Genomic DNA, 23,229 nt, shown 5'->3' with positions numbered 1-23,229 from the left:
CAGAAACCTCCGTTTGTTGCGCCATGACAGGCATAGCACTCACCACCACTCCTTGGGCCTCTCGCGAGGCGCAATTCACAGGAGAGGCACTTGCAACGCCCCGCGAATGGTCGCAGGGCGCGTTCTCAGGCGACGAGACTAGCTGATCAACCGAACTTGCCGGTGCGCGGGAAGCCCTTTGGCACCATGCGGCCGGCTGACGCGCGCGCTGCCATCCACTCGACCAGTTCTTCCTTGTTTCGGGTGAATGTCCGCTCGGCAGAATCCTGCCATGTCAAACCTTCTTCCAGAGCGAAGGTCTTGATATCGCAGATGCCACCATCTTTGTAGCGCTGGAGGCGCACGCCCTTGCCGCGCCCCATCTCCGGGACTTCCGAAAGCGGGAAGACAAGGAGCTTCCGGTTTTCACCGACGACAGCCACGTGGTCGCCAACGACCGGAACACAGAACTTCGCCTCGTCCGGTGCCTTCACGTTGACCACCTGACGCCCCTTGCGCGTATTCGCGATGACGTCGGCTTCGGGGATAACGAAACCGTTGCCGGCATAGGAGGCCAGAAGGAGCTTGCGCGAGGGGTCGTGGACGAAAGCGGTAACGATCGCCTGATCGTTCTCCATGTCGACCATAATACGGATCGGCTCGCCGTGACCGCGGCCGCCTGGCAACCGGTCGGCTCCAATGGTGAAAAACTTTCCACCAGTCGTCAGGAAAAGGATCTTGTCAGTCGTCTGCGCGTGGAAGGCGAGCATCAGGCTGTCACCCTCCTTGAAACTGAGCGTGGAATAATCCGCCAGATGGCCCTTCAGTGCGCGCAGCCAGCCCTTTTCCGAAACCACTACGGTGATCGGCTCACGCTCGATCATCGCCTGCTGAATATCCTCAAGATCGTGTTCCGGAGCATCGGCAAACTGAGTACGACGACGCCCGAGTTCGGTCGTGGAGCTAAAGCGATCGCGCAGCTTGTCGACCTCCCAGCGGATGGTCTTCCACTGCTTCTGCTCGGACGCCAGCAAAGCCTCGATCTGCGCCTTTTCTTCAGACAGCACGTCGAACTCCTTGCGGATTTCGAACTCCTCAAGCTTGCGCAAAGAACGCAGGCGCATGTTGAGGATCGACTCGGCCTGCAAATCCGTCAGGTCCCAGCGGGCCATCATGACTGGCTTGGGCTCATCTTCCTCGCGGATGATCTGGATCACCTCATCGAGATTGAGATAGGCGATGAGGAAGCCGCCAAGGATCTCAAGCCGCCGGACGATTTCATTGAGGCGGTGATTGGAGCGACGGACCAGCACTTCCTTGCGGTGGTCCAGCCACTCCCGCAGCACCTGCTTGAGCGACAAGACGCCCGGCACCTTGCCGCGCGACAGTACGTTCATGTTCAAGGGGAAGCGCGCTTCGAGCTCCGTCAGCTTGAACAGGGATTCCATCAGGATCTCTGGATCAACCGTGCGGCTCTTGGGCACCAGAACGACGCGTACATCCTCTGCGCTTTCATCCCGGATGTCTTCCAGCAGAGGCAGACGCCGCGCAATCAGAAGTTCGGCGATCTTCTCGATCAGGCGTGACTTCTGGACCCCGTATGGGATTTCCGTGACGACGATATGGTAAGTCCCACGGCCCTGATCTTCGACGGCCCATTTCGAGCGAACACGGAACGATCCACGGCCCGTCTTGTAAGCCTCAAGGATCGACGCGTGCGAATCGACGATGACGCCGCCGGTCGGGAAGTCAGGCCCACGGACCATATTCTCATCCGGGTCCTCATGCGGCACGCTCGTGATGAGATCTTCGACTTCGGCGTCTGGATGATCGATCAGATGCAGGGCAGCCTTGCACAGCTCCGCAACGTTGTGCGGCGGGATCGACGTCGCCATGCCGACCGCAATACCGGATGATCCGTTGGCAAGCAGGTTCGGGAAGGCGCCAGGCAATACGACCGGTTCTTCGTCTTCCTCGTTGTAGGTCGGACGGAAGTCGACCGCATCCTCGGTAATACCGGCCAGAAGCTCGGTCGCGATGTCCGTCATCCGCGCTTCGGTATAGCGCATCGCCGCAGCGCTATCGCCGTCGATATTGCCGAAATTTCCCTGTCCGTCCACGAGCGGGTAGCGCATCGAGAAGGACTGGGCGAGACGAACCAGCGCGTCGTAGATCGACTGGTCGCCATGGGGATGGAATTTACCCATCACCTCGCCCACGATGCGGGCGCATTTTGCAAACCCCTGATCGGGATTGAGACGCAACAGACGCATCGAGTGCATGATGCGTCGATGAACCGGCTTCAGACCGTCTCGCACATCCGGCAGTGCTCGATGCATGATGGTCGACAGCGCATAGGCAAGGTAACGCTCTTCGAGCGCCTGCTTCAGATCGACCGACTCGATGTGATCATCACCGCCGGAGCCCGACGGAACTATGCTTTTTCCCATAGGGTTGGGTTATCCGACACGCTGATTCGCGGCAAGCGAAACAGCCCCGAGAGCGCAAAGCACAGGCAGTCCGGCGATTTTTCCACCGTTCATCGAGAGTTCACAACCGAATTGCCATTCAATGACTTTACGTCAATTCTCTGGGCACTATTGCGACTTCGCAGCGCTGCATAGAAAGCCCGATCCAAGTCTGTTCACGTCGAAGGGAAGAACCCATGAACAATCGCCGCCGCCAAACTCGCCTGCTGCTCCTGTCGGCAGCAATTGTCATGGCACCGCTGACCAGTGCTCAGGCACAGGGTGTAGACGCGGCCCTCGAACGCTTTAAGGTCCTGTTCGAGGATCAGGGCATCAGCATCAATTGGAAAAACGCACGCATCAGCGGCGACGACGCGGTTCTCGAAGACGTCACGCTAGCCACCGCTGAAGACGAGTTTGGCGTATCGAACATCTCGTTTGAGGATATTGTGGATGACCCGGAAGGCTATCGCGTCGCTTCGATAAGCATGGACGACATCTCCGTAGACGGGGAAGAAAACTTCTCCTTGAGCGTCCGTGGCATCGGCATGAACGACATTCTTCTGCCAAACGACAATGTACGCGACAATTATGGCGGCTTCATCTTCTACGAGCGCGCCCATATCGATGACATTCGCGTCTATAATGGCGATACCGAAGTCGTCGCCTTGACCGACAGTTCGGTAACCGTCACTCCCGCCTCCCCCGGTAGCCCGATGACCTATCGCGGCTTGGTGGATCATTTCTCGCTGGATCTCTCGATGGCTGAGGGAAGCGAGCAATGGCCTATCATTGAGGCTCTTGGCTACCAGCGTATGACCGGGAAGATCGAATCAAGCGGCACCTGGGATCCAGAAAATGGCCAGTTGGAGCTGACTGCCAATAATTTCACGGTTGATAACGCCGGCACCCTCGGCTTCTCGTTCAACCTGGGAGGCTACACACGCGAGCTCGTTGCATCACTTCGCGAAATCCAGAAGACATTTGCGGAGAACCCGGAAGGTGACAATTCTGCTCAGGGGTTGGCTATGCTTGGCCTCATGCAGCAGATGAGCTTCAAACAGGCAGAGCTCTCGTTCGCAGATGACTCGCTGACCGGCAAGGTGCTTGAGCTTGTCGCGCAGATGCAGGGCATGAGTAAAAGCGATGTCGTTGCTATCGCGAAGGGTGCGGTGCCGTTTGCGGTCGCTCAATTGGGAAGCTCAGACTTCACCACCGCTGCCACGCGTGCCGTGTCGACGTTTCTCGATGATCCGAAAAACATCCGCATCACGGCAAAGCCAGCCAATGAAGTTCCCTTTGCTCTGATCATGGCCGAAGGGATGAGCACACCGCAGGGACTGATCAAGACCCTGAACGTGACCGCAACTGCGAACGACTGACGTATTTACGCTCCAACAAAAATGCCCGGCACTGCCGGGCATTTTCAATTCTAGCTGACACAAGCTGGGAGCCAATGCTCCGCCGGCCGAAGGTCAGTCTTCCTTCTTCGGCAAAGCTGTGCGCAGGTGCAATTCACGCAACTGAGCCGGCGTTGCCTCTGCAGGCGCGTTCATCAGAAGATCCTGCGCCTGCTGGTTCATCGGGAACAGCGAGATTTCACGCAGGTTCTTTGCGCCCACCAGCAGCATGACCACACGGTCGATGCCGAAGGCGCAACCACCGTGCGGAGGCGCGCCGTACTGGAACGCGCGGTAAAGACCGCCGAAACGCTCTTCGACATCGTCCTTGCTGAGGCCGACCTTTTCAAACGCCTTGACCATCAGATCCGGCGACTGGTTACGGATCGAGCCCGATGCGATTTCGAAGCCGTTGCAAACTGCGTCGTACTGGTACGCCTTCAGCGTCAGCGGGTCGGCGCTGTCGAACGCCTCAATGCCACCCTGCGGCATGGAGAACGGGTTGTGCGCGAAGTCGATCTTCTTCTCGTCTTCGTTCCATTCGTAGAACGGGAAGTCGACGATCCAGCAAAGCTCGAAGCGGTCACGGTCAACGAGGTTGAGCTCCTCGCCTGCCCGGGTGCGGGCTGCACCAGCAAACGAAGCGAACTTCTTCGGGTCGCCTGCAGCAAAGAAGCAGGCATCGCCATCGCCGAGGCCCAGCTGCTGGCGGATGGCTTCAGTGCGCTCTTCACCAATGTTCTTGGCGATCGGCCCTGCACCCTCGAGCTTGTCACCTTCCTTGCGCCAGAAGATGTAGCCGAGGCCCGGCTGGCCTTCGCCCTGTGCCCACGAGTTCATGCGATCGCAGAATGCACGCGAACCGCCGGTCTTGGCTGGGATAGCCCAGACTTCAGCCTTAGGGTCGTTGGCGAGGATGTTGGCGAACACCTTGAAACCCGAACCACGGAAGTGGTCCGAAACTTCTTCCATGATGATCGGGTTGCGCAGGTCCGGCTTGTCGGAGCCGTATTTGCGGATGGCAACGTCGTAAGGAATGCGCGGCCAGTTCTTGGTGACCGGCTTGCCGTCGGCAAACTGCTCGAAGACCGACGTCATGATCGGCTCCATCGTCTCCCAGATGTCTTCCTGGGTGGCGAAGCTCATTTCGACGTCGAGCTGGTAGAATTCGCCCGGCAGGCGGTCAGCGCGCGGGTCTTCGTCGCGGAAGCACGGCGCGATCTGGAAGTAGCGGTCGAAGCCAGCCACCATCAGCAGTTGCTTGTACTGCTGGGGTGCCTGCGGCAGTGCGAAGAACTTGCCCGGATGGATCCGGCTCGGCACGAGGAAGTCGCGTGCGCCTTCAGGAGACGATGCGGTCAGGATCGGGGTGGCATATTCGCCGAAGCCGGCCTCCGTCATGCCGTTGCGCATCGCCGTGATGATCTTGGTGCGCTTGACGATGTTCCGGTGCAGCGTTTCACGACGCAGGTCGATAAAGCGGTACTTGAGACGGATGTCTTCCGGATATTCGGGCTCGCCGAAAACCGGCAGGGGCAGTTCCTTCGAAGCCGACAGGACTTCCATATCAACGGCGAATATCTCGATCTCGCCCGTTGGAAGGTTGGCGTTGACCGTCTCAGGGGTTCGCGCCTTGACTTCACCATCAACGCGGATGACCCACTCACCGCGCACGGTCTCAGCGATCTTGAAGCAAGGCGAATCCGGATCTGCCACGATCTGCGTCAGTCCGTAGTGGTCGCGCATGTCGATGAAGAGCAGCCCGCCATGGTCACGCACCCGATGGACCCAACCCGAGAGGCGAACGGTCTGGCCGACATCGGCTTTGGTCAATTGAGCGCAGGTGTGGCTGCGGTAACGATGCATGGTCATGTGAAATTCCGGATATGGTGGGTGCCGGCACATAATCCGGCATCTTTTGCGCGGTAGAGCGCATGAGAGGCCTTATTTGTCAAGGATACGCTGCCTTTTACAAGACCGATACGGCGATACCACCGGCGATTCCTTGGCTCATCCCAAGCAATTTTCGAGTGCTGCTTATCTCTGACTGATTCTGGACCATTGACCACTTGTCCGGTGTCAGTGGCACGGGCGTCTTGCGCGTCGTAGGAGTAGGCAGCTCGCGATTTGAACGAAAGTCAGTTCATGCACAGCCTCCGGCCCCTCATTCCGATCTTGCTCGCGGCCGGTATCCTGCTGGGTGGAAATGGGCTGCAGGGGACGCTGATTGCGCTGCGCGGTGTTCAGGAGGGCTTCCCCCCCGCCTCCATCGGCTTTATGGGGACAGCGTATTTCGCCGGCTTTCTCATCGGCTGCCTGATAATCGTCCGCCTGATACGTTCGGTCGGACATATTCGCTGCTTTTCCGCGCTGGCGGCCGTCGCCGCATGCGCGACGCTGGTCATGATCATCTCGGTCGACGAGTTCACCTGGATCGGCGCACGTTTCGTGTCCGGATTTTGCTTTGCTGGCTTATTCACGGTCGTAGAGGCCTGGTTGAATTCAGGTGTCGCAAATTCCGACCGAGCACGGGTTCTCGCCGTCTATCGCATCGTTGACCTGGGTGCGGTCACCGGTGCGCAGTTCCTTATACCGTTCTTCGGGACCGAGGGCTTCACCATCTTCGCGGTAATGGCGATCATGATCACCATGTCGCTGGTACCGGTCTCGTTGGGAGACAGATCAAATCCTGCGGCCCCACCAGACATCAAACTGGATTTGAAACGCGCATGGACGATATCGCCGCTCGCTGCGCTGGGCTGCGTGGCGGTTGGCATGACCAATAGTGCATTCCGGACTCTGTCGCCCATATACGCACAAAATATCGGCATGTCGGTCGCCGATGTCGCAACCTTCGTCAGCATGTCGATCATAGGTGGCGCGCTGATCCAGTATCCTCTTGGCTATGCGTCCGATCGATACGACCGGCGGAAGGTCATATTGGTAACAACCACACTCGCCATGGGCAGTGCTGCCGCGATTGGATTTCTTGCAGGCGACAGCAGGATGCTCAACTTCGCGATCATCTTTGTCTTCGGCTGTTTCGCCATGCCGCTCTATTCGCTCTCGGCTGCCCACGCCAATGACCGCGCCGAATCCAATGAGTTCGTCATGCTGAACGCAGCCTTGATGTTGTTCTACTCGTTTGGAGCCATCGCAGGTCCCTTCACTGCGGCTGCAGCGATGGAGCAGTACGGGCCGCACGCGCTTTTCCACTTCTCAACAGCCGTATACGTGGCGTTTCTCGCGATAATTGTCTGGCGAATGCTCGTACGCGGCCCGGCGGAGGATGGAGAGCGTGGTCGCTTTACAGCGCTTTTGCGCACTTCCACGCTTTTTGCCCGCCTGGCTCAGTGGCAAACAGGTGGATCACGACCTGGGACACAACAGAAGAGTGGGAATGCCTGCACATATGAAGCAGAAGACTTGACGCGAACGCCGCCGACTGGGATGGAGACACCAAACAAAAGATCATAGAGCCTGATGCATCTCATCACCCGCCAGGAAGAACTGGAAACCGCACTCGGGGAGCTCTCGCGCTCCGAATTTATCACCATTGATACCGAGTTCATCCGCGAGACGACCTTTTGGCCGGAGCTGTGCCTGATCCAGATGGCGGCTCCGGGCGTCACCGCCCTTGTAGACCCCTTGGCTCCAGACCTCGATCTGGAACCCTTTTTCCGTCTGATGGCCGACGAAAGCGTGATTAAGGTGTTCCACGCTGCCCGTCAGGATGTCGAGATCATTTACCACATGGGGAAGATCATCCCTTCCCCCATGTTCGACACGCAGGTCGCAGCGGCTGTATGTGGGTTTGGCGACAGCGTTTCCTACGACCAGCTTGTTCAGAAGATCACTGGCGCGCGCATCGACAAGACGTCTCGCTTTACCGACTGGCGTCACCGCCCGTTGTCGGAGAAGCAGCTGGAATATGCGCTCGCTGACGTGACACATCTGATCGACGTTTACCTTCATCTCAAGGCCGACCTTGAGCGGGAGAACCGCGCCCACTGGCTCAATGAAGAGATGGGCGTACTGACATCGCCCGAAACATATGACCCCGCTCCCGAAGACGCCTGGAAGCGATTGAAATTGCGGATACGCAAGCCGCAGGAGCTTGCAATCATGCAAGCGGTTGCAACCTGGCGGGAATACGAAGCGCGCGAGCGCAACGTTCCCCGCGGGCGCGTTTTGAAGGACGACGCGATCTTCGAGATTGCGCAGCAGGCACCTCGTGACGCGGCTGCTCTCGCCCGGCTTCGTACGACGCCCAGAGGTTGGGAACGCTCGTCTTCGGCTGCGGGAGTGCTGGAGATCGTCAATAAGGCGCTGGATATTCCCAAGGATCAGCTGCCCAAGTTGCCGAAGTTTGTCCAGCAGGCAGAGGGCACCAGCGCCGCAGCCGAACTCCTTAAAGTCCTGCTGAAGATCGTCGCCGAGCAGCAGGGCGTGGCACCGAAAGTGCTCGCGTCCTCAGACGACGTCGAAAAAATCGCCGCATCAGGCGAAAATGCAAACGTGCCGGCTATGCAGGGCTGGAGACGAGAAGTGTTCGGCGAGCGCGCCCTCGCCCTCGTACGCGGTGAAATCGCGCTGAAATTCGAAAATCGGAAGATCACGGTCTTCGAGACGAAGTGACTTTCGCGCTCTGATCGCCGTTCAAGGGCACGGCAGACACCTGCCGTGCCTGGGCGATCAATCGTCGGACAGAACGATATCCATCGGCCGACGCAACACCTTCCCTAGCAATGCCATGCGACGGTCCGGCCGGTCGCCCGTGAGATCGGCGTATTTACGCGGCACGACCAGGGACAGTCTGCCGCCCTCGCCCTTGCGCCACTTCAGATTGGGTATGACCCCGGGCATGGCGGCCGAGAAAAGATAGACGACGCGCAGCAGCGCCCCCAGGATCCGCGCCCGCTGCAGGTAGAGCGGGCCCGCCAACGTTCCCATCACCGGCGAAACCGCGTCCTCATAGATGCCCTCATGCCGAAAAAGGCTCGTCAGGGCAATGAAGGCACGACCGGGATGGTCGACTTCAATGAACGCGGCGTGAGCGATGATGTTCAGCGATTGCGTGCCGCGGTAGTCCGGATGTGCGCGCCAACCAATGTCAGTCAGCAGGCAGGCAGCACGGCGATAGCGGGCCTCATCGATCGTTTCCTCGATCCCGAATGCTTCGAAAGCCTCACCGGTCCACGTCGCAAGTTCGCGCGAATGTGTGACCGACCGAGCCCGCAGAACCGCCAGTTCCTCGGCTGCGGACAGCAGCGGATCCTGCCGCTGGCCTTCCTCATCCAGAAGCGAGTAGAGATAGCCTTCACGTACACCGAGGGCCGAGACGACAACCTTTTCAGGTGTCATTGCCTGGTAGATTTCGCGCAGAACAGCAGCACCATACGGCAGCAGTGCGCGGCGCGATTTTGAAATCCGATCGATACCTTTCAGCCTCGACAGGTCACCGTCAATAATCTGTCGCAAAAAGCTGCTAAAAGTGGACATATCAAACTCGTAGTGATGCATCACTTCGAGTGGATATCCCCGCATATTCATGTGCAGGCGGGCAAGGTTACGCCAGGTGCCGCCTACGCAATAGAAAGTGCGTCCGCGCCCCTCTTCCAGAAAGCTGGCTCGTTTCAGTTCTGTGCGCGCAATCGCAACAGCTGAATCTATCGATCCCTTGGCCATCTCCTGCAGGCGCAGGCCGCCAAGAGGGAGTGTGGTACCCTCGGCACGATTTCTGCCCCGAATGTCGACGAGTTCAAGGCTTCCGCCGCCCAAATCGCCTGAAATCCCATCAGGATCGCGGAATGCAGAGACGATTCCCAGCGCTGCATAATTTGCCTCTTCGCGCCCGCTGAGAACTCGAATCGGAACGCCAAAGATCTCTTCGGCGCGCCGGATGAAATCGGGACCGTTCTCGGCCTCTCGCGCAGCAGCGGTTGCGATCACATGCAACGACTCAGCACCCGCCTGCTCCGACAACGCTCGGAAGCGCCGAAACTCTTCGAGAGCGAGATCGACCGCTTCCGGGTCCAGCCTGCCGGTGGAGTAGATTCCACGGCCGAGGCCGGCCATCATCTTTTCGTTGAAAAGTATCGTCGGCGAACGCGCGATTCCCTCATAGATGACGAGGCGGATCGAGTTGGAGCCGATGTCTACGATTGACAAAGGCCGGCGATCTGGGAGCCGGCCCTGCGATTGGGAAATCATGCGGGGGTTGCCACGCTGGCTTTCTTGCCGCGCTTATACTGCGCGATACGCTGTGGCGCGTGAGATTTCAGGGCATCACCTCGACCCGACAGGCTCGGATTGGTCATGAAATACTCCTGCGCGTTGAACGGTTCTTCGCCTTCCTCGGGTGTTATCCGCCGCGAGGTTCCGTCCGCCAGTACTTCAAAACTCTGCTGGTTGTCCATGATGTTGCCGAGCATAATCTGGCCAAGCACCTGTTCGTGAACGGTTGGGTTGGTGATCGGAACCAGTGTCTCAACCCGTCGGTCAAGATTGCGGGGCATCAGATCGGCCGACGCTATGAATACGATGGCATCATCGGACGGCAAGCCGCTGCCATTGCCAAAGCAATAGATGCGGCTGTGCTCGAGGAAGCGCCCGATGATCGACTTTACCCGGATGTTATCCGACAGACCGGGCACCTGAGGCCGCAGGCAACAGATGCCGCGCACGACGAGGTCGATTTCGACCCCTGCCCGGCTGGCGTCGTACAGCGCGTCGATGATGATGGGATCGACAAGCGAGTTCATCTTCATCCAGATCTGCCCGGGCCTTCCTTCTTCCACGTGACGGATCTCTTCCGCGACATGCTCGAGAATGCGGCTTCTGAGTCCGAACGGCGAGATGGCGAGGTGCATCTCCCCCGTTGGCTCCGCATAGCCCGTGATGAAGTTGAAAATCTGCGCCACGTCCCTCGCTATCACCGGATCAGAGGTGAAGAAAGACAGGTCGGTATAAATCCGCGCCGTGATCGGATGGTAGTTTCCAGTGCCAAGATGGACGTAATTGCGCAGTTTTCCATCCTCACGCCGCACGACCAATGACATCTTCGCGTGGGTCTTCAGCTCGAGAAAGCCGAACACGACCTGCACTCCGGCACGTTCAAGGTCCCTTGCCCAGCGGATATTCGCTTCCTCGTCGAACCTTGCCTTAAGTTCAACCAGCGCCGTAACGGACTTTCCCGCCTCTGCTGCATCGATGAGCGCTCGTACAATGGGACTGTCGTTCGAGGTCCGGTACAGGGTCTGCTTGATCGCCACCACTTCCGGGTCGGCAGCGGCCTGTCGCAGGAACTGTACGACCGAGTCGAACGACTCATATGGGTGGTGAACGACGATGTCCTTCTCACGAATCGCCGCAAAGCAATCGCCGCCATGCTCGCGGATACGCTCGGGGAAGCGAGGATTATACGGTGTGAACTTCAGCTCATCACGAGGAACTGAAACAAGTTCAGACACCTGATTGATCGCCAGCGGTCTTCGAAGGATCGAGATTCGCGAGGACGGCACTTCAAGCTCGGTCGCCACAAACTCCCGTAGCGCTTCGGGCATCTTGTCATCGAACTCGATACGGATCACCTGACCGCGCCGTCGGCGTTTCAAGGCGCTCTCGAATAGCCGCACGAGGTCCTCTGCCTCTTCCTCCACCTCGATATCCGAGTCACGTATGATGCGGAATGTGCCAGAACCTTCCACTTCGTAGCCTGGAAAAAGCTTGCCTATGTGCAGGGCAACAACCTCTTCCAGCTTGATGAAGCGTACCCGGGAACCGTCTCCAGGGATTTGGATGTAGCGGGGAAGCGCGACCGGCAAGCGAAGGAGCGCCGTCATCTGCTCGCGATTTCGCAGATGGCGCAGTTGCAGTGCACTTGAGAACCCCAAATTCGGAATGAACGGGAACGGGTGCGCCGGATCGATTGAAAGCGGGGTCAGGACCGGGAAGATTGCTTCCATGAAATGCGCTTCAAGCCACTCACGCTCCGCTGCTTTGAGGTGCTCGGCGCGGACGACTTCAATGCCTTCATTGCGCAGAAGGTCGGTCAGATGGGCGTAGACGCGTTGCTGGTCTTCCTGCAGACGCGCCACTTCGAACAGGAGAAGTTCCAACTGCTGCTCGGGAGTGCGGCCGTCAGGACTTTTGATCGCAATGCGCTGTCGAACCTGACCGGCGAGCCCCGCGACGCGGACCATGAAGAACTCGTCGAGGTTAGCTGCAGAGATCGACAGGAAGCGAACGCGCTCCAGTAGCGGATGATTCGCGTTCTCCGCCTCATTCAAGACCCGCCGGTTGAATTGTAGCCAGGAGAACTCCCGATTGACGAAACGATCGGGATTGCCATCAGGCGCAGCCGCCAGGGCATGGATTTCTCCGGTAAATTCACTCGTCGCGGACTTGAGCTCGTTCATAGTCATGTTCATCCTTAGCCGCAGGCTACGGGATCCTGCCACCTTAGCTCGTGACAGCCATTTGCGACAGTTTGATATCACCAACTTGCAAAGACCACGTTTATGCGGCAAACGCTCCCTCAGGCGCAATCGGCAAGGAATCCGGGAGCATCACATGGCTGGCCACGCGGTACCTCATTTCCAGAACGACGCAGGTCATCCCGCGATCGCGATCGGGGTGAAAGAATTCATGTGTGTGGGTGCGAACCCACCCTTTGACCACCCTCACATCTTCCTCGACATGGGCGATGACTCGGAGAAGGTGTGCCCTTACTGCTCAACGCTTTTCCGTTACGACCCGGCCCTGCCGGCAGATCGTACGAACCCTGAAGGCGCAGTTTATCAGCCGCAGGCTGCCTGATCCTTCTGGATGCATCAAACGAACACCATCGCCGTAATCGGGGCCGGCATAGCTGGCCTCACCTTTGCGCTTGCGATGGCCCGTAAAGGCGTTGAGGTCACGGTCTTCGAGCGCGCGCCTCAACTTCAGGAAGTGGGAGCTGGTCTCCAGCTTTCACCCAACGCCTCACGCATCTTACAGAACCTCGGGGTTCTCGATCACGTTCTCCAGCAGAGCGTCGCGCCGCTGAACATCACGATCCGCCGCGCAAACAATCTCAAACTCTTATCGACGGTCCCTCTGGGAGCTTTCGCGCTCGAGCGCTGGGAAGCGCCATATCTCACCGTGCATCGTGCGGATCTGCAAAAAGCACTTCTGGCAAAGGTTCGGACTTTTCCTTCAATCTCACTGATCTCCGGAGCAGCGGTCGAAGACATCTCGCTCACGAGCAATGGATGCCTCCTTCGGATCGTTCGAGAAAACGGCGAACAAGAGATCCCCTTTAATATTGTCATCGGCGCTGACGGGGTCTGGTCCAGCGCAAGGGCGAAATTGGGCGGGACTGCCGAAAGCCGCTATACCGGCCATATTGCGTGGCGCGCGGTTCTGAATGATGGCGGAAAAATAGTACCGCGCGACCGGGTCACGACCTTTGTCAGCCGCAACTTCCATCTGGTCTCTTACCCGGTGCGTACGGGCAAGGAAATCAATCTGGTGGCAATCACCCCCGCACCGCCTGAGGCTGCAAGCTGGACGAATGATGCGGGACCGGCTCGGCTGGAAACTGCCATGGCGGGAAGCGATCCTGCGTTACTCAGATTGATCAGGCATCCAAGCACATGGACGACATGGCCGATCCATGAAGTGCCGGCCACATCGCCCTGGACCTTTGGCGGCCGCGCCGTCCTCATTGGCGACGCAGCACACGCACTCAGCCCGCATGCAGCCCAGGGCGCTGCAATGGCGATCGAGGACGCGATTGTTTTGGCTGAAAAGCTCACAGCCGGGCACGACGCTGCGACAGCGCTTAGCTCATATGAGGCAATACGGCGTCCACGTCTTAGACGCGTTGCGCGCCGCGGCGAATTCAACCGTTTCGCCTGGCATGCAGCCGGACCGGTCGCAATTGCCCGAGACATGATTCTCTCAATCCGGAAACCACACCAACTCGCGGCCGATCTCGATTGGCTCTATGGCTACGACGCACGCGTCGGCAGTTAGCGAATCGATGAACCGTCGGGTGGCGACACACATGGTGTCGCCAAAGACTCTCGGGTCTGCGCCGCGCTAGTGCAGGATCTGCGACAGGAACAGCCTGGTGCGCTCGTGCTGCGGGTTGTCAAAGAACTCGCTTGGCGTGTTCTGTTCGACGATCTGTCCCTGATCCATGAAGATCACACGATTGGCGACCTGGCGCGCAAAGCCCATTTCGTGAGTAACACAGATCATCGTCATGCCTTCCTCCGCGAGGCCGACCATGGTTTCGAGCACTTCCTTGACCATCTCTGGATCAAGGGCGGATGTCGGCTCGTCGAACAACATGATCTTTGGCTTCATGCAGAGCGATCGCGCGATCGCAACGCGCTGTTGCTGACCGCCTGAAAGCTGGCCGGGATATTTGTTGGCCTGCTCCGGGATCTTGACCCGCTCCAGGTAGTGCATCGCCACTTCCTCTGCCTCACGCTTCGGGAGCTTGCGAACCCAAATCGGCGCCAGCGTGCAGTTCTCGAGGATCGTGAGATGGGGGAAGAGATTGAAGTGCTGAAACACCATCCCGACTTCTCGGCGAACCTCATCGATCTTCTTGAGATCGTTTGTAAGTTCGATCCCATCAACGAGAATTTGTCCCTGCTGATGCTCTTCCAGTCGATTGATGCAGCGGATCATCGTTGACTTTCCGGAACCTGAGGGCCCGGCAACCACGATCCGCTCCCCCCTCATGACCTTCAAATTGATGTCCTTGAGGACGTGGAATTCGCCGTACCATTTATGCATGTTGATGATTTCAATGCACACGTCGGTGGCGGACACCTGCATCTTCGATCGGTCGACCGCGATTTCTCGCGGAGAGACAGCGTTCTCAGTAGCCATTTGTCATTCCCCTTTGGCGATTTCGCCTTGTTCTATATTTCGCCTGGTAGCGGTCACTCATCGTCGGTGACCGGTATCCAGACGACGCTCCATCCAGATTGAGTATCGTGACATTCCGAAACAGAAAATCCAGAACACCGCTCCAGCGAAAACCAGGCCGGACATCGGTGTTTGAGCGGATGCCCAAGCAGCGTCGGTGAAGTTCTGGCGCACGATGCCAAGGAGATCGAACATGCCGATGATGTAGACCAGGCTCGTATCCTTGAAGAGGCCGATAAAGGTGTTGACGATGCCCGGAATTACCAGCTTAAGAGCCTGCGGAAGGACGATCAGGATCATCTTCTGCCAGTAGCTGAGGCCGAGCGACTCGGCGCCCTCATACTGTCCCTTCGGGATCGCCTGAAGGCCGCCGCGCACGACTTCCGCCATATAAGCCGATGCGAACAGCGACACCCCGACTAGCGCGCGCAAGAAGCGATCGAACGTCACGCCAGCTGGCATGAAGAGCGGCAGCATCACGGACGCCATGAACAGCACCGTGACCAGCGGGACACCGCGAACCACCTCGATGAAGATCACGCAGACCAGCTTTATGGCCGGCATTTTCGAACGTCGCCCGAGCGCGAGGATGATACCCAGCGGCAGCGATATCGCGATACCGACGAAGGAGAGCACCATCGTCACCAGCAACCCACCCCACTCCGAAGTAGGCACGTACCGCAAGCCGAAATAGCCGCCCACGAGCAGGAAGAAGGCTACAATTGGGAATACCACAAAAAACAGGAGCGCGTTCAGCCCCTTATATGGTGCGCGTGGCATCAGAAGAGGCACCATCAGGAGGACGAACATGATCGCGGTAAGATCGACCCGCCAGCGTTCGCTGAAGGTGTACCTGCCGTACATGAACTGCGCGAACTTCGCGTTGACGAAGGCCCAACAAGCCCCCGACCACCCCTCAGGCTGAATGCCGCCCTGTGGGATCGTTGCGCACACGCTGCGATCGGGACCGCTCCACACTGCGTCGATGAAAGCCCAGCGCAGGAAGTTCGGCACGAACCAGACCACCAGGAATAGCCCCAGGAGGGTCAGAACCGTGTCTATCGGAGATGCGAACAGATTGGCGCGAAGCCACGCGCCAAATCCACGCTCACGGTTGGGGGCTGGCTGGGGAGCCAGCATCTCCGTGCGCACATAGGAAAGGTCTGCCTGTTGCATGTTACCTCTCCACCAGTGCCATCTTGGCGTTGAACCAGTTCATGAAGGCCGAAGTCGAGATGCTCAAGCCGAGGTAGATCACCATCCAGATCGCAACCACTTCGATCGCCTGCCCCGTCTGGTTCATGGTTGTCTGGCCAATCTGAACGAGATCCGGATAACCGACGAACACCGCCAGCGAAGAGTTCTTCGTCAGGTTCAGGTACTGGCTCGTGAGTGGCGGAATGATGATACGCATCGCCTGTGGAACGATCACCAGCCGAAGCGTTGGTCTTGCACGCAGTCCCAGCGCATGGGCAGCTTCAGACTGACCACGGCTGACGCCGAGGATCCCGGCACGAACGATCTCAGCGATGAACGAGGCGGTGTAAAAGGACAGGGCCAGATAAAGCGACAAGAATTCCGGCTTCACCTGAAAGCCGCCGCTGAGATTGAATGTGCCCTTTTGCGGAAACTCAAAGGTGAGCGGCACCCCGAGCGCCAGCGACACCAGCAGCGGGAGGCCGATGATGCAGCCAAGCGACACTCCGAGGGTCGGGAATGGCTGGCCGGTCTGCATTCGCCGACGATAAGCCCAACGACCAACCAGAAACGCGGCTACAATTCCAATGAGAAGCGCTGCAGTTATCAGCCAGGCCCCGTCTCCCCATATCGCTTTCGGAAGGAAGAACCCGCGATTGTTGAGGTAGGAAGAAAAAGGGAGCGAAATGCTGTCGCGTGGACCGGGAAGCACGGATAGCACGCCCAGATACCAGAAGAATATGACGAGTAGCGGCGGGATATTCCGGAACAATTCGACATAGACCATGCAGATCTTGGCGATAAGCCAATTGCCTGACAGGCGGCCTATGCCGACCAGAAAGCCGATGATTGTCGCGGTGATAATCCCGCATACCGCGACGAGGACCGTGTTCAGCAGGCCGACAATGAGCGCCTGCCGGAACGAAGAGTCGGATGTGTAGTCGATCAGCGATTGGGAAACATCGAAGCCGCTTCGGCGGTTCAAAAATCCGAAACCGGACGAGATGTTCGCACGGCGCAGATTGTCGACAGTGTTTCCCCAGATCCAGTAGACAGCCGCAGCCAGAATCGCCACGACAATGATTTGGAAGACGATGCCCCGAATTTTCGGATCGTTCATCCATGATACGCGAGCTGACGTGTCAGCCCGCAGCACCTCATTCGACGCCATATGGTTCCCCTTGGTTCGGTGCGGGGACGTACGTGGCGCCTCCGTCATTCCCGATAATGCCTAAGACCGGTACCGTAGCCGTCCGGACACCGGCGGCCTGTTATGTAGTTGGTACAGGGAAAAACGGCTGCCGGTGAGAACCGGCAGCCGCAGAATGCTCAGCGCAGTGGCGGAGCGTACTGGATGCCGCCCTTCGTCCAAAGTTGGTTGAGGCCTCGCGCGATCTTCAGCGGGCTTTCCTGCCCGATGTTGCGTTCGAACATCTCGCCGTAATTGCCTACGCCGGCGACGACTTTGACAACCCAGTCATTGTCGAGGCCAAGCATATCGCCGATCTTGGAGTCTGCCTCCTGACCGAGGATTCGTTTGATTTCCGGATTGTCCGAACCCTTCATCTCTTCGACGTTCGCCTGCGTGATGCCAAGCTCTTCAGCCTGGACCAGCGCGAAAAGCGTCCACTTGACGATGTCAAACCACTGATCGTCGCCCTGGCGGACCAGCGGGCCAAGCGGCTCCTTTGAGATGATTTCAGGCAGAACGACGTGGTCATCCGGGTTTGCCAGGGTCAGACGGAGAGCATACAGGCCCGACTGGTCGGTCGTATAAGCATCGCAACGGCCTGCTTCATACGCGGCGTTGGTCTCGTCAAATCCCTGGAACACGACCGGGTTGTATTCCATGTTGTTCGCACGGAAATAGTCGGCGAGGTTGAGCTCAGTCGTGGTCCCCGTCTGGACGCACACCGCAGCGCCCGAAAGCTGAAGGGCCGAATTGATGCCGGGCAGCTTCGCTGCGTTAATCATGAAGCCCTGGCCGTCATAATAGTTGACGCCCGTAAAGTTGAAGCCCAGCGACGTATCGCGGCTAAGGGTCCAGGTGGTGTTGCGCGCAAGAAGATCGATTTCACCGGACTGCAGCGCGGTGAAACGCTCCGTCGCATTGGTCGGTGTAAACTTTACCTTCTCCGGATCGCCGAAGATTGCGGCTGCAACAGCTTTACAAAAATCCGAGTCGAAGCCCTTCCAGTTGCCCTGATCATCGGGAGCAGCAAAACCGGCGAGACCTGTGTGAACGCCGCATTGGACAAAGCCTTTCGCCTTGACGTCGTCCAGAGTTGCGGCGGAGCCGGATGTGACCGACAGTGCAAGCGCCGCCGATCCGATAACTCCGGTTACAAATTTTTTCATGCCCACGTACCCTTTTCTTCTTATCGGGGGGTGCTTTGCCCCATTCGGTTCCTGCGGAAGGAGAAGCTGCCCTGTCAACTGTCAGGTCGCCCAAGTGCGGCAGTCCCGTCTTTCCGTCTCCCACTACGTCAACCATCGAAAGGGATTATTGAGCGTCGGTCAAGAGAGAATGAAAGTAGGCCGGAAATTGCCCGAAGGGCATCGGATACTGAACAAATTATCGTTTTGATTGAACTGTCTGCAGTGAAGATTATCTCCGTTTTCATCATCACCAGGCAATGCCGGTCCGACATCTTCGACAATCTGATTATTGTGCGGTCACTGATGAACCGCGCACGCAGTTGCAGAAGCGCTTCCCAGCCGATATCCCTCGACTGAAACGGATCGAGGTCACATGAGCAATTCAGGTCAGGACAATCAGGGCACGAATACCCTGCTCGCGCATATCGGCAACAATCCCCACGACTATTATGGCTTTGTGAATCCGCCGGTCGTCCACGCATCTACCGTGCTCTTCCCGGATGCCGAAACGATGGCAACGCGGAACCAGAAGTACACTTATGGGACGCGCGGGACCCCGACGACGGATGCACTGGCCGCTGCAGTCGACACGTTGGAAGGTTCTGCCGGCACGATCATCGTACCCTCTGGTCTTGCAGCCGTAACGATCCCGCTGCTCGCATTCCTATCGGCCGACGACCACGTCCTTATTGTCGACTCCGTGTATCATCCGACCCGCCATTTTGCCGATACGATGCTGAAACGACTCGGCGTGGAGGTCGAGTATTACGATCCAGCCATCGGAGCCGGGATCACATCGGTGATGAAAGAGAACACGAAGGTCGTGTTTACAGAATCGCCCGGCTCAAACACTTTCGAAATGCAGGACATTCCGGCTATTGCCGCCGCCGCGCGTGCTCGCGGCGCCGTGGTGATGATGGACAACACCTGGGCAACGCCGCTCTATTTCCGCCCGCTGGAGCATGGCGTCGATATTTCGATCCACGCGGCAACAAAATACCCTTCCGGGCACTCCGATATCCTTCTCGGCACCGTTTCTGCAAACGAGCGCTGCTGGGAACAGCTGCATGAGACACACATAACCATGGGCTGCTGTGCAGCTCCGGATGATGTTTACCAGGTCCTTCGAGGACTTCGCACAATGGGCGTGCGCCTCGAGCGGCACGAGAAGAATGCCCTGGAGATTGCACGCTGGCTTAAAGCACAGTCTGGGGTCGCGCAGGTTTTACACCCTGCCCTCGAAAGCTTCGCGAGCCACGCGCTGTGGAAACGCGACTTCAGCGGTTCGAGCGGCATTTTCTCGATTGTCTTGAATGGTGGCGGTGAAAAGGAAGCTCATGCGTTTCTGAACGCATTGAAGCTGTTCGGACTTGGATATTCCTGGGGTGGCTATGAAAGCCTTGCCGTCCATGTTTGGCTTGGCGATCGTACGGTGGCACGCCGGAGCTATGCCGGACCGGTTATCCGCCTTCAGATCGGCCTTGAGGATGCGGAGGATATCAAACGCGACCTCACGAACGCCCTTCAGGCCGTAGCGAACGCATAATCGTGAAGATCCGTGCACTGCTAATGGTCAGCAGTGCCGCTTCTCCGCGCCGGAAAACTCCGGTCAAGTGACGACAAGCGTCAGCGCCGGTATCCGGGTGAGCAGGCTTTTGTCGGTGTTGAGGACGTATTCGAGATTTTGGCGGGCAAGGCGAGCGTGCTCGCGTGCGATGGCTTCTGCCCGCGCGCCTTCGCGCATTTCAATGGCCTGGACCACCGCTCTGTGCTGCTCCTGTCCGCCAATCAACGATCGCCGGAAGACGATAATAGCTTCCTCCGACTCCAGAAAAGCGCTTGGAGATGCGAACGGCAGGCTTGTTGCGCGCTCGATTTCACGCCTTAGTGTTTCGCTACCCGCGAGCATCGAAAGCAGCCGGTGGAACTCGGCGTTCAGTTCAACATAGCGCTCGAAGTTCATCTCGCGAGGGTCATCGCACATAATCTCGTCAAGCGCCTCCACGACCTTACTGATTTCAATCAGCTTACGTGGTTCGACACCGCGCTCTGCGGCAAGACGAGCAGCCGTCCCCTCCAGGACGCCACGTATCTCGATCGAATCGATGACTTCGTCGGTAGAAAATCCCCGCGCGAGAAAACCGCCGGAGGGAATTCTTTCTAGCAGGCCTTCCTGCTCAAGTCGCGCAAGGGCAGCGCGGATCGGTGTGCGTGAAATTCCAAGCCGTTCGGAAAGCGGGACTTCGGAGAGGCGTTCGCCACGTGCAATTTCGCCACCGATCACCAGATTGCGGATGCCCATAAGGGCCTTCAGCGTCTGGGACGTTTCCTTACGCTCGTTCATTTCCCTGGCCGCACAAGAGGAAAGAAGTGGCGGCCATCTCTGGCCGCCACGATACGGAAGTTCCGTATTTTACTACTTGGAACGCCAGCTGTCGGCGTAGTTTTCACGAGCCTCAGCGGCATAAGGAGTCGGCGACACGCGGACGCGGATCTCTGCCTGCTTGTGGGTCTCGGTCGAGGTCTTCTGGGTCGGCTCCGGCTCGCCCCACTTGAGGGTGAGAACGTCACCGATCTGAACGTCGGAGTCGACGACTGCCAGCGACAGCAGGCAACGCTCGTTGAACGAGTAGCCGTTGAACATCGACATACCGACCATCTTGTCGTTGTGCATGACCATGTCAGCGGACGACGATGCATAGTTCGGCTGCGGGAAGTCGATCCACTTGTACGGGGTGCCCTGCTCGAATGCCGAACCGATCACCTTGAGGACGTCCTCACGGTTCCACTCGAGGGTGACCTTCTTGCGGTTCTTCTGGCCCTTCATTGCAGTAAGGGCTTCCTTACCGATGAAGTCATCCTTCTTCCAACCGATGTAGAAGTCGTAACCCAGCTCAAACGGGTTGACGTAGTAGTCTTCGATGTTCTCGGAGACGAACGAACCGCCGATGGTGCCCGAAGCTTCGTAGGACTCGATGCCCGACCATTCGCGGAACGCCTTGACCATGCCGTCGCCGGTGTAGATGCCCGGAAGCGGGGACGGAATCCAGCCCGACTCGAGGGTGTTGGTCGAGTAAGCGCGCGAGCCGCAACGAACCAGATCGACGCCAGCGTCCTTAGCAGCCTGCATGATTTCTGCCAGGATGTAGGACTTGTCTTCGTACGGACCCCAGATTTCGAGACCCGGAGCGCCCGACATGCCGTGGCGCAGAGCCTGAACGCGCTTGGAACCGATGTTGATCCAGTCGACGTGGAAGAACTTGATGTCCGGAATCGGACCACGGTTCATCTTTTCAAAGATCTTGTTGGCCTCAGGGCCCTGGATCTGGAAGCGGTAGTGCGTGCGAAGGACGCGCTCACCTTCCGGACGCGATGGCGAACGCGGATCGTGCTTGATGCGGACGTTCCACTTGCCATAAGCGGCAGCGAACAGGAGCCAGTTCGAGGTCGGTGCGCGGCCGACGAGGACGAACTTGTCCTGACGCTCACGGAAGATGATGTGGTCGCCGATGACGTGACCAGCCGGGGTGACGGGAACGTAGTGCTTTGCACGGTTCAGGTCGAAATTGTGGAAAGCGTTGATGCCGTGGTAGGCGAGGAATTCCTCAGCCTGCGGGCCCTCAACGATCAGTTCGTCCATGTGGTGCGACTGATCGAAAAGCACAGCAGTGTTGCGCCATGCCCACTGCTCGGTGCGCCAGTTGGAGAATTCCGGCGCGACGACGGGGTAAACGTAAGCACCGATGCGCGAGTTGCGCAGCAGGTCAACGGCGTTACCCTTCTCCTGCAGAAGGGCTTCTAGGCTAGTAACCGACACTCTTTGTCCTCCGTTTGATGTGAAGATGTATACATACTGTATCGCACGTGTGAGAATTGCAAGGCGGTTTTGAAGCGGACAAGGTCGAACCGCTTATTTTTAACAGCGCAACGCCCCTACGACGGGCCTGAGACCGTAATATCCTGCACTCACCAAACCGTCTGAACAGTTTGATTTTCCTTGCAGAAGCTTCGGAAGAGGCGAATCTATGAAAAACTGTGTACAGCGTGAGCCGCTGCCATCCGTCACGTCACGATTAATGCCAGCTCTGGAGTTCGGGCTGCCAAATCGGCTCTTTCGGAAAGCAGGAAATGCAAATTTCGGCGAGGAATCCGGGCATGCTCACGTGCAATCGCCTCGGCCCTTGCGCCCTCCCGCTCCGTGATCGCCAGGATGATTTCACGATGTTGATCTTGGGCCGGACCCAGCGACAGGCGAAACGCCGGGACATCTGCATTAGTGGGAAGAAAGGCGGAGGGTGACGCAAACGGCAAACGCGTCACGCGCTCGATTTCCCGCTCTAATACTTGGCTGCCAGAAAGAACTGCCAGCTCTGAGTGAAACCTGGCGTTCAGATCGCAATATGCGTCGAAATCAACGTCCTCAGGAGAAATGGCGAAACACGCATCCATTTCTTCAAGGGTTGCACTTATCTGGCGCAACTCCCTTGCCGATACTCCCCGCTCTGCAGCCAACCGAGCTGCTGTTCCTTCAAGAACTCCTCGCAATTCAAGCGCGTCGGCCACATCATCAAGACTGAAGGTACGGACCAAGAAGCCGCCACTGCTGCCGCGAACTAGCAACCCCTCCTCCGCCAGCCTGAACATTGCTTCGCGCACTGGGGTGCGCGACACGTGCATCGATTCTGCAAGGGCAACCTCAAAAAGACGCGCTCCGCCTTCGAACTCCCCACTCAGGATGCGCTTACGCAATTCGATAGCCACACGAATCGCATGCGTTCGAGTCGAACTCTGCTTCATGCCGACTGAAATCCTCCCTTTTCAGTTGACCGACTATATACGCCCGATCAGGCTTGACACCACCTGCGACACCCAGCAGC

18 protein-coding genes are annotated in these 23,229 nt (G+C 58.1%); 7 read left to right on the top strand and 11 right to left on the bottom strand.

Annotated features, from left to right (window positions below; all coding sequences use genetic code 11):
- Nucleotides 1-23: 23 nt before the first annotated feature.
- Nucleotides 24-146: a hypothetical protein gene (locus tag IOD40_RS20200; RefSeq protein WP_267905067.1), complete on the top strand. Its 123-nt coding sequence runs from the start codon at nt 24-26 to the stop codon at nt 144-146.
- Here the strand turns inward: IOD40_RS20200 and parC are convergent, their stop codons facing one another.
- The gene (gene parC / locus IOD40_RS06965; protein WP_198475723.1) at nt 147-2,429 is read right to left on the bottom strand and encodes a DNA topoisomerase IV subunit A; all 2,283 of its coding nucleotides are present in this window, start codon (nt 2,427-2,429) and stop codon (nt 147-149) included.
- 215 nt (nt 2,430-2,644) lie between these two features.
- On the opposite strand from parC, the gene IOD40_RS06960 reads away from it, so the two are divergent.
- Complete coding sequence (locus tag IOD40_RS06960) at nt 2,645-3,829, top strand: hypothetical protein (protein ID WP_198475721.1); 1,185 nt, start codon at nt 2,645-2,647, stop codon at nt 3,827-3,829.
- 93 nt (nt 3,830-3,922) lie between these two features.
- Here IOD40_RS06960 and aspS read toward each other — a convergent pair whose 3' ends face one another.
- Nucleotides 3,923-5,713: an aspartate--tRNA ligase gene (gene aspS / locus IOD40_RS06955; protein ID WP_198475960.1), complete on the bottom strand. Its 1,791-nt coding sequence runs from the start codon at nt 5,711-5,713 to the stop codon at nt 3,923-3,925.
- Between the two features lie 279 nt (nt 5,714-5,992).
- On the opposite strand from aspS, the gene IOD40_RS06950 reads away from it, so the two are divergent.
- Nucleotides 5,993-7,324, top strand: a complete 1,332-nt coding sequence (locus tag IOD40_RS06950) for an MFS transporter (protein ID WP_198475719.1) — start codon at nt 5,993-5,995, stop codon at nt 7,322-7,324.
- A 6-nt stretch (nt 7,325-7,330) separates the two neighbouring features.
- The gene (rnd, locus tag IOD40_RS06945) at nt 7,331-8,485 is read left to right on the top strand and encodes a ribonuclease D (protein WP_198475717.1); all 1,155 of its coding nucleotides are present in this window, start codon (nt 7,331-7,333) and stop codon (nt 8,483-8,485) included.
- A 57-nt stretch (nt 8,486-8,542) separates the two neighbouring features.
- Here rnd and ppx read toward each other — a convergent pair whose 3' ends face one another.
- Complete coding sequence (ppx, locus tag IOD40_RS06940; protein WP_198475715.1) at nt 8,543-10,060, bottom strand: exopolyphosphatase; 1,518 nt, start codon at nt 10,058-10,060, stop codon at nt 8,543-8,545.
- The gene (locus tag IOD40_RS06935; RefSeq protein WP_198475959.1) at nt 10,057-12,267 is read right to left on the bottom strand and encodes an RNA degradosome polyphosphate kinase; all 2,211 of its coding nucleotides are present in this window, start codon (nt 12,265-12,267) and stop codon (nt 10,057-10,059) included. The genes ppx and IOD40_RS06935 overlap by 4 nt, the downstream gene beginning before the upstream one ends.
- Before the next feature lie 154 nt (nt 12,268-12,421).
- On the opposite strand from IOD40_RS06935, the gene IOD40_RS06930 reads away from it, so the two are divergent.
- Together IOD40_RS06930 and IOD40_RS06925 are read left to right on the top strand one after the other, a co-directional pair.
- Nucleotides 12,422-12,667: a zinc-finger domain-containing protein gene (locus IOD40_RS06930; protein WP_198475713.1), complete on the top strand. Its 246-nt coding sequence runs from the start codon at nt 12,422-12,424 to the stop codon at nt 12,665-12,667.
- Between the two features lie 9 nt (nt 12,668-12,676).
- Entirely contained in the window at nt 12,677-13,867 is a 1,191-nt protein-coding gene (locus tag IOD40_RS06925; protein ID WP_198475711.1) for an FAD-dependent oxidoreductase, read from the top strand.
- Nucleotides 13,868-13,933: 66 nt separating this feature from the next.
- Here IOD40_RS06925 and IOD40_RS06920 read toward each other — a convergent pair whose 3' ends face one another.
- The 4 genes from IOD40_RS06920 to IOD40_RS06905 all read right to left on the bottom strand — a co-directional run bounded on the left by IOD40_RS06920 (nt 13,934) and on the right by IOD40_RS06905 (nt 18,331).
- Nucleotides 13,934-14,737 carry an amino acid ABC transporter ATP-binding protein gene (locus tag IOD40_RS06920; RefSeq protein WP_198475709.1) on the bottom strand — a complete coding sequence of 268 codons (804 nt, stop codon included), beginning with the start codon at nt 14,735-14,737 and terminating at the stop codon, nt 13,934-13,936.
- A gap of 57 nt (nt 14,738-14,794) precedes the next feature.
- Nucleotides 14,795-15,952: an amino acid ABC transporter permease gene (locus IOD40_RS06915; RefSeq protein ID WP_198475708.1), complete on the bottom strand. Its 1,158-nt coding sequence runs from the start codon at nt 15,950-15,952 to the stop codon at nt 14,795-14,797.
- 1 nt (nt 15,953) lies between these two features.
- Nucleotides 15,954-17,144 carry an amino acid ABC transporter permease gene (locus IOD40_RS06910; RefSeq protein ID WP_198475706.1) on the bottom strand — a complete coding sequence of 397 codons (1,191 nt, stop codon included), beginning with the start codon at nt 17,142-17,144 and terminating at the stop codon, nt 15,954-15,956.
- A gap of 158 nt (nt 17,145-17,302) precedes the next feature.
- Entirely contained in the window at nt 17,303-18,331 is a 1,029-nt protein-coding gene (locus IOD40_RS06905) for an amino acid ABC transporter substrate-binding protein (RefSeq protein ID WP_198475705.1), read from the bottom strand.
- Between the two features lie 394 nt (nt 18,332-18,725).
- On the opposite strand from IOD40_RS06905, the gene IOD40_RS06900 reads away from it, so the two are divergent.
- Nucleotides 18,726-19,898 (top strand): cystathionine beta-lyase, encoded by a 1,173-nt coding sequence (locus IOD40_RS06900; protein ID WP_198475703.1) that lies wholly within the window; start codon nt 18,726-18,728, stop codon nt 19,896-19,898.
- A 63-nt stretch (nt 19,899-19,961) separates the two neighbouring features.
- Here IOD40_RS06900 and IOD40_RS06895 read toward each other — a convergent pair whose 3' ends face one another.
- The 3 genes from IOD40_RS06895 to IOD40_RS06885 all read right to left on the bottom strand — a co-directional run bounded on the left by IOD40_RS06895 (nt 19,962) and on the right by IOD40_RS06885 (nt 23,149).
- Nucleotides 19,962-20,696, bottom strand: a complete 735-nt coding sequence (locus IOD40_RS06895; RefSeq protein WP_198475701.1) for a GntR family transcriptional regulator — start codon at nt 20,694-20,696, stop codon at nt 19,962-19,964.
- A gap of 72 nt (nt 20,697-20,768) precedes the next feature.
- Nucleotides 20,769-22,169: a vanillate/3-O-methylgallate O-demethylase gene (ligM, locus tag IOD40_RS06890; protein ID WP_198475699.1), complete on the bottom strand. Its 1,401-nt coding sequence runs from the start codon at nt 22,167-22,169 to the stop codon at nt 20,769-20,771.
- Between the two features lie 245 nt (nt 22,170-22,414).
- Entirely contained in the window at nt 22,415-23,149 is a 735-nt protein-coding gene (locus IOD40_RS06885; protein ID WP_198475697.1) for a GntR family transcriptional regulator, read from the bottom strand.
- Between the last annotated feature and the right edge of the window lie 80 nt (nt 23,150-23,229).

It is taken from the genome of Aquamicrobium zhengzhouense (assembly GCF_016124105.1).
GTDB lineage: Bacteria > Pseudomonadota > Alphaproteobacteria > Rhizobiales > Rhizobiaceae > Aerobium > Aerobium zhengzhouense.
The sequence above is the reverse complement of the archived record's forward strand: the minus strand, read 5'-3'. Positions and strand labels throughout refer to the sequence as shown.